Annotated in this window: 12 protein-coding genes; 9 read left to right on the top strand and 3 right to left on the bottom strand. The window is 67.2% G+C overall.

Features of this window, described 5'->3' with window-relative positions; translation table 11 throughout:
- The first annotated feature begins 131 nt into the window (after positions 1–131).
- The 3 genes from IE243_RS11655 to IE243_RS11645 all read left to right on the top strand — a co-directional run bounded on the left by IE243_RS11655 (position 132) and on the right by IE243_RS11645 (position 3,763).
- Positions 132–1,424 carry an OmpP1/FadL family transporter gene (locus IE243_RS11655; RefSeq protein WP_244643089.1) on the top strand — a complete coding sequence of 431 codons (1,293 nt, stop codon included), beginning with the start codon at positions 132–134 and terminating at the stop codon, positions 1,422–1,424.
- A 249-nt stretch (positions 1,425–1,673) separates the two neighbouring features.
- On the top strand, positions 1,674–2,840 hold the full coding sequence (locus tag IE243_RS11650; protein ID WP_191319559.1) for an acetyl-CoA acetyltransferase: 1,167 nt from the start codon (positions 1,674–1,676) through the stop codon (positions 2,838–2,840).
- Positions 2,841–3,238: 398 nt separating this feature from the next.
- A complete protein-coding gene (locus tag IE243_RS11645; protein WP_244643088.1) occupies positions 3,239–3,763 on the top strand; it encodes a TspO/MBR family protein in 525 nt (174 codons plus the stop codon).
- Between the two features lie 153 nt (positions 3,764–3,916).
- Here IE243_RS11645 and hpt read toward each other — a convergent pair whose 3' ends face one another.
- The gene (gene hpt / locus IE243_RS11640; RefSeq protein ID WP_191319558.1) at positions 3,917–4,456 is read right to left on the bottom strand and encodes a hypoxanthine phosphoribosyltransferase; all 540 of its coding nucleotides are present in this window, start codon (positions 4,454–4,456) and stop codon (positions 3,917–3,919) included.
- A 590-nt stretch (positions 4,457–5,046) separates the two neighbouring features.
- On the opposite strand from hpt, the gene ftsE reads away from it, so the two are divergent.
- The 5 genes from ftsE to IE243_RS11615 all read left to right on the top strand — a co-directional run bounded on the left by ftsE (position 5,047) and on the right by IE243_RS11615 (position 9,384).
- Entirely contained in the window at positions 5,047–5,841 is a 795-nt protein-coding gene (gene ftsE, locus IE243_RS11635) for a cell division ATP-binding protein FtsE (RefSeq protein WP_191319557.1), read from the top strand.
- Positions 5,842–5,924: 83 nt separating this feature from the next.
- Positions 5,925–6,905 (top strand): cell division protein FtsX, encoded by a 981-nt coding sequence (locus tag IE243_RS11630; RefSeq protein ID WP_244643086.1) that lies wholly within the window; start codon positions 5,925–5,927, stop codon positions 6,903–6,905.
- A gap of 185 nt (positions 6,906–7,090) precedes the next feature.
- Positions 7,091–7,792 (top strand): YdcF family protein, encoded by a 702-nt coding sequence (locus IE243_RS11625; RefSeq protein ID WP_191319556.1) that lies wholly within the window; start codon positions 7,091–7,093, stop codon positions 7,790–7,792.
- A 112-nt stretch (positions 7,793–7,904) separates the two neighbouring features.
- A complete protein-coding gene (locus tag IE243_RS11620; protein ID WP_191319555.1) occupies positions 7,905–8,627 on the top strand; it encodes a lysophospholipid acyltransferase family protein in 723 nt (240 codons plus the stop codon).
- Positions 8,628–8,880: 253 nt separating this feature from the next.
- Complete coding sequence (locus tag IE243_RS11615) at positions 8,881–9,384, top strand: hypothetical protein (protein WP_191319554.1); 504 nt, start codon at positions 8,881–8,883, stop codon at positions 9,382–9,384.
- 102 nt (positions 9,385–9,486) lie between these two features.
- Here IE243_RS11615 and IE243_RS11610 read toward each other — a convergent pair whose 3' ends face one another.
- Entirely contained in the window at positions 9,487–10,023 is a 537-nt protein-coding gene (locus tag IE243_RS11610; protein ID WP_191319553.1) for a gamma-glutamylcyclotransferase, read from the bottom strand.
- Positions 10,024–10,533: 510 nt separating this feature from the next.
- On the opposite strand from IE243_RS11610, the gene IE243_RS11605 reads away from it, so the two are divergent.
- Positions 10,534–11,631, top strand: a complete 1,098-nt coding sequence (locus IE243_RS11605) for a DUF2125 domain-containing protein (protein WP_191319552.1) — start codon at positions 10,534–10,536, stop codon at positions 11,629–11,631.
- Positions 11,632–11,752: 121 nt separating this feature from the next.
- On the opposite strand, the gene IE243_RS11600 is transcribed toward IE243_RS11605, so the two are convergent.
- Positions 11,753–12,724: a prephenate/arogenate dehydrogenase family protein gene (locus tag IE243_RS11600; RefSeq protein ID WP_191319641.1), complete on the bottom strand. Its 972-nt coding sequence runs from the start codon at positions 12,722–12,724 to the stop codon at positions 11,753–11,755.
- Positions 12,725–12,726 lie beyond the last annotated feature (2 nt).

The following is a 12,726-nucleotide window of genomic DNA, read 5'->3' as shown; positions in this document are numbered from 1 at the left end:
GTGGCGAGAATGCGCGCGGCTGGCCGGATGTGGGTTGCTCCGCAGGCGCCGTAACGTCACCGTGGCGTTTGCCAGGCGCCGGCGTGCGCCCGGAGACGACGCGGAGGTCCAGGGCCGCGGCAGGAGGGATCATGACCAGCATTCGTCAGCCAGCGCGCCGCGGTCTGCGCATGCACGCCCTGCTTTTCGCCGGCTGCGCCATGTTCGCCGCGTCCGGCGCCGCCACCGCTGGCGGCTTCGCCTTGCGCGAGCAGAGCGCCGCCGGTCTCGGGCTGTCTTTCGCCGGCGTGGCGGCGGGCGGCGCAGGCCTGTCCTCCGGCTACTGGAATCCGGCGATCATCACCGGATTTGGCGGCTTCAACACCGCGAGCAGCTACACCGCCATCGCGCCCTACGCCAATATCACCGCCGATCCGGCGACGCCGACCTGGGCGCTTGGCCCGGGCCGCGACATCAGCCTCAGCGGCGTGCTGGGGTCATCCGTCGCCGCGTACCAGATCAACGATCGCGTCTGGATCGGCGTGTCGGCGGGCGCGCCTTTCGGCCTGTCCACCAAATCGGATTACACCTGGTCCGGTCAGGTCTATGGCCGCACCTCGCGGGTGATCGGCCTGTCGGTGTCGCCAATGGTCGCCATCAAGGCCACGGACTGGCTCAGCTTCGGCGCCGGCGTCACCGCGCAGTATATGGACGTGCGCCTCACCCAGGCGGCCGGCGTGGCGCCGCTGGCCGCTGGCGTGGCGCTGGACGCCGACGGCTGGGGCGTCGGCTACATGCTTGGCGCGACCATCACGCCCGGGCCCAACACCACCATCGGCATCGGTTTTCGCTCCGCTGTTCATCAGGATGTCAAAGGCAGCGCCACCGGCCCGTTCATCCCCGGCGCCGGCCCCATCAGCCTGAAGGCGAAGGCGCCGCTGAACACGCCGGAAGTCCTGACCGTCGGCGTGCGCCAGAAGCTCAACGCGCAATGGACCGTTCTGGCCGGCTTCGAATGGACCAACTGGAGCCGGCTTGGCTACGTGCCGGTGCGCATTAATGGCGTCGTATCGGAGGCGCTGTCCTTCGCCTACAAGGACGGCTACATGGTCTCCGCTGGCGTCGAATACGCCTGGTCGCCGCAACTGACCCTGCGCGCCGGCCTCGGCTACGAATGGTCGCCGGTGAGCAACCGGGTGCGCGACGTGCGGCTGCCGGATACGAACCGCCTGTCCGCGTCCATCGGTCTCGGCTGGCGTCTGAACGAGGCGCTGAGCCTTGATGTGTCCTATGCGCATCTGTTCGCCGAACCGGCGCCGATCCGCATCGTTCCGGGCCATCCGCAATATGTCGGCCTGCCCTGGGTTGGATCGGCCAGGGCCCATGTCGATATCGTTTCGCTGGGCGTCAACTACCGTTTCGGCGCGCCCGCCAGCATTTTCTGACCCACGCCGGTCGCGCGCGGCCAGCGCCCGTGACGGTGGCCCGGCGGCCGGGTCGCTGGGCGTTTTCCTTGTATCCGGCGGTTTTTGTCGCGTCGGTCGCCATCGTGCCGGCCGGAGCTGTTGTCCCGCGTTTCCATTGTTCCGATAACGCACTATTGTGCGGTTGAAACGCCATGCGTGCAGATACACATCAATGGTCAGGACCATGGGTGTGGGCCAGCGCGCCCGGCATGATGCAAGGAACAGACGATGACTGCTGCGATCGTGGGTTGGGCGCACACGCCCTTTGGCAAGTTCGACACCGAGACCGTTGAGAGCCTGGTGGTGCGCGTGGCCCGCGAGGCGATGGAGCACGCCGGCGTCGGCCCCAAGGATATCGACGAAATTTATCTCGGCCATTTCAACGCCGGTTTCTCGGATCAGGACTTCACCGCGTCGCTGGTGCTCCAGGCCGACGATAACCTGCGCTTCAAGCCGACCGTGCGCGTCGAGAACGCCTGTGGCACCGGCTCGGCCGCCGTGCACCAGGCCGTGAAGGCCATTGAGGCGAAAGCCGGCAAGATCGTCCTGGTTGTCGGCGTCGAGCAGATGACCACCACGCCCGGTCCCCAGGTTGGCAAGAACCTGCTGCGCGCTTCGTACCTGAAGGAAGACGGCGAGACCCAGGCTGGTTTCGCCGGTGTGTTCGGCAAGATCGCCCACGCCTATTTCGAGCGTCATGGCGAACAGTTTGACGCCCTGGCCCAGATCGCCGCCAAGAACCACAAGAACGGCGTCGACAATCCTTACGCCCAGATGCGCAAGGACTTCGGCTTCGACTTCTGCCGCAACGAGAGCGAGAAGAACCCCTACGTCGCCGGCCCGCTGAAGCGCACTGACTGTTCGCTGGTTTCCGACGGCGCCGCCGCCGTGGTGATCGCCGATGGCGAGACCGCCCGCAACATGAAGCGCGCCGTCGGCTTCCGCGGCATGGCTCATGTGCAGGACTTCCTGCCCATGTCGAAGCGCGACATCCTCAAGTTCGAGGGCTGCACCGAGGCGTGGCGCCGGGCGCTTGACCAGGCCAACCTGAAGATCGACGACCTGTCGCTGGTCGAAACCCACGACTGCTTCACCATCGCCGAACTCATCGAATACGAAGCCATGGGCCTGACGCCGGAAGGCCAGGGCAAGCGCGCCCTCGAAGAGGGCTGGGTCTACAAGGACGGCAAGCTGCCGGTGAACCCCTCGGGCGGCCTGAAGGCCAAGGGCCATCCGGTCGGCGCCACCGGCGTCTCCATGCACGCGCTGTGCGCCATGCAGCTCACCGGCGAAGCTGGCGGCATCCAGATTCCGGGCGCCACCACCGCCGGCATCTTCAACATGGGCGGCGCCGCCGTCGCCAACTACGTGAGCGTGCTCGAGCGCCAGCGCTGAGGGGCGTGCGGGTTTTTGCGGGCGCGCCAACGCGCCCGGCTGTCATCATGAATGACTGAACGACCAACGCCCCGGAACCCCGCCGGGGCGTTGCCTGTTTGCAGTACAGGCGGGGCGTCTCCCGGTTGGCGAAACCGCCGGCGCATGCGAAGAGCGGGTTGCAGATCAGCCGGCTTGCTCCCGTCAGATTGCTCTCTGCAAATTACTCTTGGGCGGACCGGGACAGAATCCGTTCATGCGGATCGGGATTTTTTACCAGCTATTTGATCCGGCGCATTTTCCTGGTCCAGGGCGACGCCTGCCTGCCGGAAAATGCTCCATCTCTTCAATCTGACGCATTTTCTTCACGAAAGTGGGCGCCACTTTTCCCGAAAATGCTCTGGCGACAGGACGGACGCATGAACGCGAATGACGGACAGACGGCAAATCAGGCGCCCGCGAAGCCGCCGATGGCGCCGTGGAAAATCTACGTCATCGCCATCGCGCCGGTGCTGCTGACCCTGGTGCTGGGCCAGGTGGCGACGTTCCCCAATCTGGACCCGTGGTACGCCGGTCTGCGCAAGCCGCATTTCAATCCGCCGAACGCGGTGTTCGGGCCGGTGTGGACCCTGCTGTACGCGCTGATGGCCTTCGCCATCTGGCGCGTGCTGAACCTGCCAAAGGATACGGTGGGCAAGGGTCTCGGCGTGACGCTGTTCTACATCCAGCTGGCGCTCAACGCCGCCTGGTCGTGGCTGTTCTTCGGCGCGCACAGTCCGCGGCTCGGGCTGGTGAACATCGTTATCCAGCTGTTCTTCATCGTGTTGACGGTGTCGGTGTTCCGTCGCCTCGACAAGGTCGCCGCGCTTTGCCTCGTTCCGCTGCTCGGCTGGGTCGCGTTCGCGACGCTGCTGAATTTTTCCATCTGGAAGCTCAACGGCTGACGCCAGGACCGGGGGCCGACGCATCGGGCTTTGGCGAAGGGGGCGCCATGCACCGCTCCGTTCGCAGGCCCCTGAATGCAAATGCCCGCAAAGTTGCGGGCATGGAGCGCCGGCGCTTCGGCGAAAAGCGCCAGATCGTGCAGAGGGCCGGCGTCAGCTCTCGATGACGCCGACGTAAGGCAATTCGCGACAGCTGTGCGCCACGTCCATGCCATAGCCCACGACGAACACGTCCGGGCAGTGAAAGCCCACCAGATCCGGCGTGACGTTCACGGCGCGCTTCGTTGGCTTTTCCAGCAGAACACAGCACTTCACGCTGCGGGCGCCGCGCGCCACCAGCAGGTCCTTGGCGTAGGCCAGGGTGCGGCCTGATTCGAGAATATCGTCGACCAGCAGCACGTCGCGCCCCTTCACGCTGCTTTCCAGATCGCGCAGCATGGTCACCTGGCCGGATGAACTGGTGCCGGCGCCGTAGCTCGACAGTTGCAGGAACTCCACCTGGGGAGTCAGGCCGACCGCGTGCATTTCGCGCAGCAGGTCGGCGGCGAACATGAACGAACCCTTGAGGATTGGCGCCACCAGCAGGTTGACCGGCTCTGACGCGGCGACCTCTGCGGCGATCTGCTGGTTGCGGGCCGCGATGGCCGCGGCGTCGAACAGCACGCGGATGCGGGTTTCCGCCGGAATAACCATTCACGTCTCCTTTTTGGATGACGCCAGGGCTGGGCCCGAAGCGGGGCGGCGCAGCCGGCGACATCATAAGTCTGGCCCAGCCCGCGCGGCGCGCGCCAGAAGGGCTGGCCAGGGCGTCTTCAATGCGCGAGCGGCGCGCTGGCAAAAAATCCTTCACAATCAGGGTGCTGAAGCGCGATGCCGAAGCGTTGTGGCGAAGCGTTTTCTGGCCCATGTCCGGTGGGGGTGGGTCAGATGCGCAAGCCGCAATCGCCATCCTGCCGTCAGACTGTATTGTCCGGGGACGGTGATTCGCCGTTGCGACGCACCAGCGCCTATCTTTGTGTCGCTGTCGCGACAGGGCAATGGGGCCTGGAGCCGTAACGGCATGTGGAATGTGGGGGCGGGCGCGAGAGCGCTGGACATTTCCCAAATCTGAACACAATCCTGCTCCCACTGCTTGCCGCATGATCGCGCCACGCGGGCATGGCGTTTCCTTCGGGCGTTTGCCGGAGGCGAAGCCTTGCGCGCATGCCGGCCACCCGTCAGAATCGCACTGCGCCCAGGCCGGCGCTGCGCCCGCCCTGCCTGTCCCTCAAGCCGGAACCGCCATGAAAAGCCAGAATGCAGGGCATGACGATGCAAGGCATGAGGGTCGCGCAAGGACGCCGTCCGCTTCATCCGGCGGCGCGTCAGCAACCGGCCGGTCTGACGCCGCCCGTTCCGGGACTGCCCGCCAGGCCGCGGTCGTGCACTTCGAGAATGTGGGTCTGCGTTACGGCATGGGGCCTGAGGTGCTGCGCGACCTGACCTTCTCCATTGAGCCGGGCTCGTTCCAGTTCCTCACGGGGCCATCCGGCGCCGGCAAGACCACACTGATGCGGCTGATCCTGCTGGCGTTGAAGCCAACGCGCGGTTTTATCAGCGTATTTGGTCAGGACGTCTCGCACATCTCTGGCGAAGCGCTCACGGGGCTCCGCCGGCGCATGGGCGTGGTGTTTCAGGATTTCCGCCTGCTCGACCACCTGACCACCTATGAGAACGTCGCCCTGCCGTTGCGGGTGCAGGGGCGGGAAGAAGCGACCTATCGCTCCGAGGTGGTGGAGTTGCTGCGCTGGGTCGGCCTTGGCGAGCGCATGCACGTGCTGCCGCCAGTGTTGTCCGGCGGTGAAAAGCAGCGCGCCGCCATCGCCCGGGCGTTGATCGTCCGGCCGGAGATGTTGCTTGCCGACGAGCCAACCGGCAATGTCGACCCCGGCCTGGGACGCCGTCTGCTGCGGTTGTTTATTGAGCTGAACCGCCTCGGCACCTCGGTGCTGATCGCCACCCACGACCTGCAACTGATGGATCAGGTGGACGCGCGCCGGCTGGTGCTCGGGGAAGGGCGGCTGCACATCTATGACTGATCCCCGGTTTTTCCATAGCATGCGGGCCGTGGCCGGCCGTTCTGGCGCCGGGTTCGCCAGCCATCGGGCGGAGCGGACCTGACATGGACGACAAGCGTTCGACAACCTTGCGCAATCCGCCGCCAGCGCCCCCGCCAGCGGCGCCGCGCGACGTCGCGCCTGTGGCGCTCAGCCGCGGCCAGGCGCTGGTGCCAGCAGGCTCCATTGCTGGCCGCGCCCTGGTGACGGTCATCGCCATCCTCACTTTCCTCGCCGCCCTCACGGCCTGCGCCGCCGTGCTGCTGGCCCGCGCCTCGGCGGACTGGCGCGCCGACGTGGCGCGCGAGATGACGATCCAGGTGCGCCCGGTGGCGCAGCGCAATATCGAGACCGACGTGGACAAGGCGGCGGCGATCGCCCGGGCGACGACAGGCGTCGCCAGCGTGCGGGTGTTTTCGCGGCGCGAGGCTGAACGGCTGCTGGAGCCGTGGCTGGGCGGTTCGCTCGGCTTCGCCGAGTTGCCGGTGCCGCGCCTCATCGTGCTGCGTCTCTCCGGGGACGCGAAGCCGGATATTCCGGCGTTGCGCAAGGCGTTGCAGGAGATCCCCACCGCCAGTCTCGATGATCACCAGACCTGGATATCGCGTCTGGCGGCGATGGCGGGCACCGTGGTGATCATTGGCGTCGTGCTGGTGCTGCTGGTGCTGGTGGCGGCGGCGCTCGCGGTGGCTTTCGCCACGCGCGGCGCCATGGACGGCAATCGCGAGATCGTCGAGGTGCTGCACTTCGTCGGCGCCAATGACAGCTATATCGCCCGCCAGTTCCAGTCGCGCTTTCTGTGGCTCGGCCTGAAGGGCGGGCTCGTCGGCGGCGTCGCCGCCCTTGCCCTCGTGGCGGCGCTTGGCGTTGCCGCCGGCGTCTGGCGGGCCGGCGCGGGCGGCGATCAGCTCGAAGCGCTGTTCGGCGCCTTCGAAGTTGGCTGGCAAGGTTACGCAGCTGTGCTTGCGATTGCGGGTATTGTCGCGGCAGTGACGGCGATCATGTCGCGGATCACGGTCACCCGGCATCTACGTGAACTTGAATGAAGTTGCCTGTGATATGACAAGCGATTGATTTAAAAACACCATTATTAACAATAAATTAACCAATTTGCCTTCACCCTGCCGCATTCTCGGTCATACTGTTTCGTGTGATGATGCTCATGCGATGGACAGTGGGGCCGGCGTACGCCGGGGGGTGGCCAGTCCGCACTTCGGGGTTACGGTCGGCTATGGCGACACGGCGAATCCGCCAGATGCTTGGCGTCGCGGTGAAGGCGGCGGCTGGCCTGTTCGCCGTTGGCGTTGTCGCCGTTATTTCCGGTTTTTTCCTGTTTCTCTCCGCTGTCCCGCGTTCGGGCGCGCCGCTGCTGACGCCGGCTGACGGAATCGTGGTGCTCACCGGCGGTTCGCAACGGGTGGACGGCGCCGTCGCGCTGCTGGCGGGCGGGCACGCCCGGCGGCTTCTGGTTTCTGGGGTCTATGCGCGGACAACGCGCGCCCAGCTCGCAAGCCAGAGCCCCGACGCAGCCAGCCTGTTCAACTGCTGCGTCGATCTGGATTACCGGGCGCGCAACACGATCGGCAACGCCATCGAGACCCGGCGCTGGGCCAGGGAGCACGACTTCCGCACGCTGATCGTCGTCACCAGCAACTACCACATGCCGCGCGCCCTCGTGGAAATGCGCAGTATCCTCGCCGATTACGAACTGAAGCCTTACGCTGTCGTCACCGGCCCGGTCGATCCGGACACATGGTGGCGCAGCCCTGCGTCCGCCCGCCTGCTGATGGCGGAGTACGGCAAATACCTCGTGGCGCTGGTGCGCACCCGGCTCGAGAGCGATCCGGAATATGCGCCGATGTCGCTGATGGCTGGCGGTCGCAAACCGCTGTTCTCCGGCAACTGGTTCGCCGAGCGTCCCGCAGGCGGTTGACTGGCGCCCGCCGGCGTGGAAAGCCGACGACAGCACTCCCACGCGACGCCGCGCCCTTCCGGTCCTGCCTGACCTGAGCCGGCTGTCCGCGCGACCCGGAAAGCCGCCGCCCATGCAGACGTTCCGCGCCGTTCTGTTTCTCACCCTGTTCTATATCAACACCGCCATCTGGACCGTGGCCGTGATGCCGTTCGCCCTGATGGGGCGGGACATCTTCATGAAGGTCATTCGCGGCTGGGTGCGTTGCACGCTGCTGCTGCTGCGCCTGACGGCCGGGGTGAAGGTGGAGTTCCGCAACACCGGGCTGGCGCCGCGCGGGGCGCTGCTGGTCGCCTCCAAGCACCAGTCCGCGCTGGAGACGCTGGCGTTGATGCTGGTGTTCGAGCGGCCGGTGTTCATCCTGAAGAAGTCGCTGACCCGGATACCGATCTTCGGCTGGTACATCACCCGCATGGGCCATATCGGCGTCGACCGCGCGGCGGGCGCTTCCGCCCTGCGCGCCATGATGCACGAGGCGAAGGAGGCCATCGCCGAGGGCTCCCAGATCATCATCTTTCCCGAGGGCACCCGCCGCGCGCCCGGCGCCGAACCCGATTACAAGCCGGGCGTCATCCAGATGTACCGGCAACTCGGCGCAACCTGCCTGCCGGTGGCGCTCAACACAGGCCTGTTCTGGCCGCGCCGCAGCCTGGCCTTCCACCCGGGTCTGGCGGTCATCGAGGTGCTGCCGCCATTACCCGCCGATCTTGCCCGCACGGACATCATTCCGGCCCTGATCGCCGCCATCGAACCGCCGAGCGATCGCCTGCTGGTCGAGGGGCGGTCCGCCTTCTGAGCCGGACCTGGTCGCACCGGGGGCGGGTGATTCGCGCGGCGCGCATGGGCGCGCGGGCCAGCGACCAGCCTCCCGGACGACGGCGGCAAAACCCATCAGACTGATCTGGAACAACAATTTCCGCCATGACGGCCAGCCTCACGGGGGTGCTTGACGCAGGAAGAGATTTGTTCTCTTTTTGTTCAAGTTAACCATGTTTTGGGGAGGGCGCGTCATGGCCTCCGTCATCCGTTTCCCAACTGCGCAAAGACGCATGCCGTTTCCCCTGCCGGGGGAGGGCCGGTCGGAATTCGGGACCGACGCCTGGCCGGCGCTCCTCGGCCCCGCTCCGGCCCGCGCTGGCGCGCCGCGCCCGGTTGGTGGGAGCGCTCCCGCCGCCAGCGCGCCGCGTGAAGGCGCCCTGACCTTTGGTTTCGATGGTCCTGCGGGCGACGGCCGGGAAGGCGAGCGGCTTGGCGACCATTTTCGGGCGTGGTTCGGCCGCTCCGGCCAACGCTATATCGTCTCGGTGCATGCGCTCGACGGCGCCGATCCGGCCTGCGAGTACGACGGCGCCCTGCTGCTCGCGGTGAGGCGCGACGCTTGCGGACGCACCATGCTGCTGGAAGGGCGCGACAGTGGCGAGGCGGGGGCCGCCGGCCGCAATGAAGGCTGGATCACGGCCATGCGCCAGCGGGGCGCAACCGAACTGCATGTCCATCTGCTGGCGCGTGATTCCGCCGCCCGCCAGCGCACGTTGCTGGACCTTACCGCCTGACAGGGCCTGCATGCCAAAATTCGGGCGGCATGATCCTGCAGGGCGTCGGGCGCTGCCCGGGCCTTGCAGGCGACGCATGCGCCCGTTCTTCGCGATCCCGCGTCAGTCGTCCTGATCGAGCCGGCTGACAATGTGGGTGAGCCACGGGTCGTGGACGCCCATTTCGACCAGATGGCTCTGGGTGTTGCGCACGTAATCCGGATTGTAGCCGGAGACGCCGAGGCCGCGTCGCACGATGGCGACGACTTCGTCCACGTCGAGCCGGCCGGCGTATTGCTCGTGCTGGCGGTCAACCACATAGACCAGCGCCGGCACGGTCTGGCCGTTATCCAGCCTTGTGGTCGCCTGACGCTCCAGGTAGACGCCGGTCACCTGCTCGCGCTCGCGCAGATACGCGATGGTGTCCGCCCGGTTTTCAGCGGCGACGCGGAACGCCGCGCCACGGCATGAACCACCCCGGTCCAGCCCCATCACCAGCCCCGGCTCCTGCGGCGTGCCGCGATGGTGGAAGGAATAGACGCAGAGCGAACGGTGATAGCCGCGCACCAGCCCCGCGCGCCGCTCCAGATAGTCGAAGCCGGGGCGCCACATCAGCGAGCCGTAGCCGAACACCCATAAATCTTCAGCAGCCTCTGTCATGACGTCCAGTCCCGTCGGGAAAATGCCAGATGACGGCGCCTGCACGGACAGGGGCCGGAGCAAAATCCGTTTATACGCAAACGGCGGCTTTTGCTGCAGGAAAGTCTGCGGCGTTCGGCCTGGACTGCGTGGTCCCAGATCGCGAAGATGCTGTTGCATCAGCGATCTGCGGGGATTTGCAGGAGGCAAAGCCATGCGACGCATATCCCCGTCGGAAATGCCTTGCAGGAACCGTCTGGCGCCGTTCGGGATTTGGCGTCCGCGCTCCGCCATGGCGTCGCGCCGGCGATGCGGCTATTGATGTGTCGCGCCGGCGACCGCTGCGCGGCCACCGGGGACAGCGTTCGAACCCGGGTGAAATTCCGGCGCCGTCCGCCCGGATTTCGCCCGCGCCACGGGCCAAAATCCGTCCAGCCAGGACTGGAACCCGTCCTGTCCTGTTGATGTCATGCGCCCTTCACGCGCCGGCCCTGTCCGGCGCAGTTTGGAAGGCGCTTCAGGGAGAACCGCGTGAGCAAACAATCCGGACAACCGCCCGCAAGCCCGCGCAAGGCGGCCCGCTGGGCTCTTTATCTGCCTTATGTCCTGTTGCTGCTGGTTGCGGTCGGCGTGTCGGCGTTCTGGTTCATTGCCCGCGACCGGGTCAATGACGCGGTTGACGCCTGGCTGACCACCGAGGCGGGGCGGGGGCGCCAGTGGACCTGCCCGGAGCGGACGCTGTCAGGCTTCCCGCTGCGTTTCGAGATTTCCTGCACGCGCCCGACCTTCGACGGCCAGCTTGGCGACGGCCGTCGCGTTCAGGGAGAGATGGCGGGCTTCACCGCGGTCGCCCAGATTTATGATCCCAACCTTGTCGTGCTCGATTTCCGGGGGCCGGTGACCGTGCGCGAGCAAGGGCGTCCCGATGGGGTGCGCCTGGCCTGGGAGGGCTTCTCCCTCAGCGTTCGCCGCGCGGCCAACGCCTTCTCCCGTCTGTCGGCCTACATGAAAAAGCCGGTGCTGGCCGCCGTCGACGGCCAGGGCGGCGAGGCGCTCATCGGCCGGGCCGACGCCTGGGAGGCGCATGTGCGCCCCGACCCCGCCGCGCCCAATGGCGACGACATGTGGGATGTGGCCTCGCAACTGGTCAAGGCGTCTGTCCCGGCGGCGGACGCGCTGCTGGGAAACCAGTCCCCGATGACAGTTGAATTACAGGCTGGCCTCAATCGCGCCGGGCTCTTCGCCAAAGGCGCTGGCCCCGCCCAGATCGACGCCTGGCGCGCCGCTGGCGGCCGGCTGAAAGTAGCGTTGCTGAAACTGACGCGCGGCGACCAGATCGTTGAGGCGCGCGGTGAACTGGGCGTCGACGATCTGCGCCGGCTTTCCGGCCAGCTGGATGTAAAGGCCGCTGGCGTTTCCGAGTTGCTGGCGCGGCTCACCGGCCGGCGCGGCGGCATGGGCGGCCTGCTGGCGGGTGGCCTCGCCATGCTCGGCGGCGGCCAGGGCGCGCAGCAGCAGGGCGGCCAGCCCTCGGGGCCGGCGCTGACGCAGATGCCGCCGCTGGTCTTCGCTGACGGGCGGCTGATGATCGGTCCGTTCCCGGTGATGCGCCTGCAGCCGCTGTATTGACAGGGCGCTGACAGAAAACGGCCCGACGGAAAACCGCCGGGCCGATGGTAATGCCGCTGCCGTCCAGCGTGGCCGGGAACTGGGGGCTGGACCTGAGGACCGGGACCTGAGGACCGGGCGCTCAGGCCGTAGCGTCATCATCATGGCGGCGGCCGAAGTCGGCCTCGGCGGTCTCCTGACCGCTGTCGATGATGCCGCGCCGGATGGCGCGCGTGCGCGTGAACAGTTCGAACAGCGCGTCGCCGTCGCCCCAGCGGATGGCGCGCGCCAGCGCCGCCAGATCCTCGTTGAAGCGCCCGATCATTTCCAGAACCGCATCCTTGTTGTTCAGGAAGATATCGCGCCACATCGTCGGGTCGGAGGCGGCGATGCGGGTGAAGTCACGAAAGCCGCCAGCGGAGAACTTGATCACCTCCGAGCGGGTCACCTGCTCCAGGTCAGCCGCGGTGCCGACGATGTTGTAGGCGATGAGGTGCGGCAGGTGGCTGGTGACGGCCAGCACCAGATCATGCCGTTCGGGGCTCATGGTTTCCACATTGGCGCCCATGCCGGCCCAGAAAGCGCGCAACGTCTCCACCGCCTGGGGATCGGCTCCCTCCGGCGGCGTGATAATGCACCAGCGATTGTGGAACAGGCTGGCGAAACCCGCCCCAGGGCCGGAGTTCTCGGTGCCGGCCACGGGGTGCGCCGGGACCAGATGCACGCCTTCCGGCAAATGCGGGCCAAGCTGCGCCACCACGCTGCCCTTGACCGAGCCGACGTCCGATACGATCGCCCCGGGTTTCAGCGCCCCCGCGATGGCGGCGCCGACCTGACCCATGGCGCCGACAGGCACGCACAGGATCACCAGGTCGGCGTCGGTCGCCGCTTCGGCGGCGTCGGTTCCGCAGCTGTCGCCAAGGCCGAGCCGGCTGGCTTCGGCCATGGCCGCCGGGCTGGCGTCGGCGATGGCGATGGAGCTGGCGAGGCCGTGCTGCCGCGCCGCCCGCGCGATCGACGAGCCGATGAGGCCGATGCCGATGATGGCCAGCCTGCCGACCATGGGCGCCCCGGCGGGCGCTGCTGCTGTTTCGTCCACGCGGTGGCTGCCCATGT

It is taken from the genome of Camelimonas fluminis (genome assembly GCF_014656355.1).
In the GTDB taxonomy this organism is placed as follows: Bacteria; Pseudomonadota; Alphaproteobacteria; order Rhizobiales; family Beijerinckiaceae; genus Camelimonas; species Camelimonas fluminis.
The sequence above is the reverse complement of the archived record's forward strand: the minus strand, read 5'-3'. Positions and strand labels throughout refer to the sequence as shown.

What these genes read in the sequence shown, in the direction of transcription:
- IE243_RS11625 (WP_191319556.1), top strand. Translation starts at nt 7,091, where the DNA reads ATGGCGACACGGCGAATCCGCCAGATGCTTGGCGTCGCGGTGAAGGCG.
- IE243_RS11650 (WP_191319559.1), top strand. Translation starts at nt 1,674, where the DNA reads ATGACTGCTGCGATCGTGGGTTGGGCGCACACGCCCTTTGGCAAGTTC.
- IE243_RS11655 (WP_244643089.1), top strand. Translation starts at nt 132, where the DNA reads ATGACCAGCATTCGTCAGCCAGCGCGCCGCGGTCTGCGCATGCACGCC.
- IE243_RS11610 (WP_191319553.1), bottom strand. Translation starts at nt 10,023, where the DNA reads ATGACAGAGGCTGCTGAAGATTTATGGGTGTTCGGCTACGGCTCGCTG.
- ftsE (WP_191319557.1), top strand. Translation starts at nt 5,047, where the DNA reads ATGAAAAGCCAGAATGCAGGGCATGACGATGCAAGGCATGAGGGTCGC.
- IE243_RS11600 (WP_191319641.1), bottom strand. Translation starts at nt 12,724, where the DNA reads ATGGGCAGCCACCGCGTGGACGAAACAGCAGCAGCGCCCGCCGGGGCG.
- IE243_RS11645 (WP_244643088.1), top strand. Translation starts at nt 3,239, where the DNA reads ATGAACGCGAATGACGGACAGACGGCAAATCAGGCGCCCGCGAAGCCG.
- hpt (WP_191319558.1), bottom strand. Translation starts at nt 4,456, where the DNA reads ATGGTTATTCCGGCGGAAACCCGCATCCGCGTGCTGTTCGACGCCGCG.
- IE243_RS11630 (WP_244643086.1), top strand. Translation starts at nt 5,925, where the DNA reads ATGGACGACAAGCGTTCGACAACCTTGCGCAATCCGCCGCCAGCGCCC.
- IE243_RS11615 (WP_191319554.1), top strand. Translation starts at nt 8,881, where the DNA reads ATGCCGTTTCCCCTGCCGGGGGAGGGCCGGTCGGAATTCGGGACCGAC.
- IE243_RS11620 (WP_191319555.1), top strand. Translation starts at nt 7,905, where the DNA reads ATGCAGACGTTCCGCGCCGTTCTGTTTCTCACCCTGTTCTATATCAAC.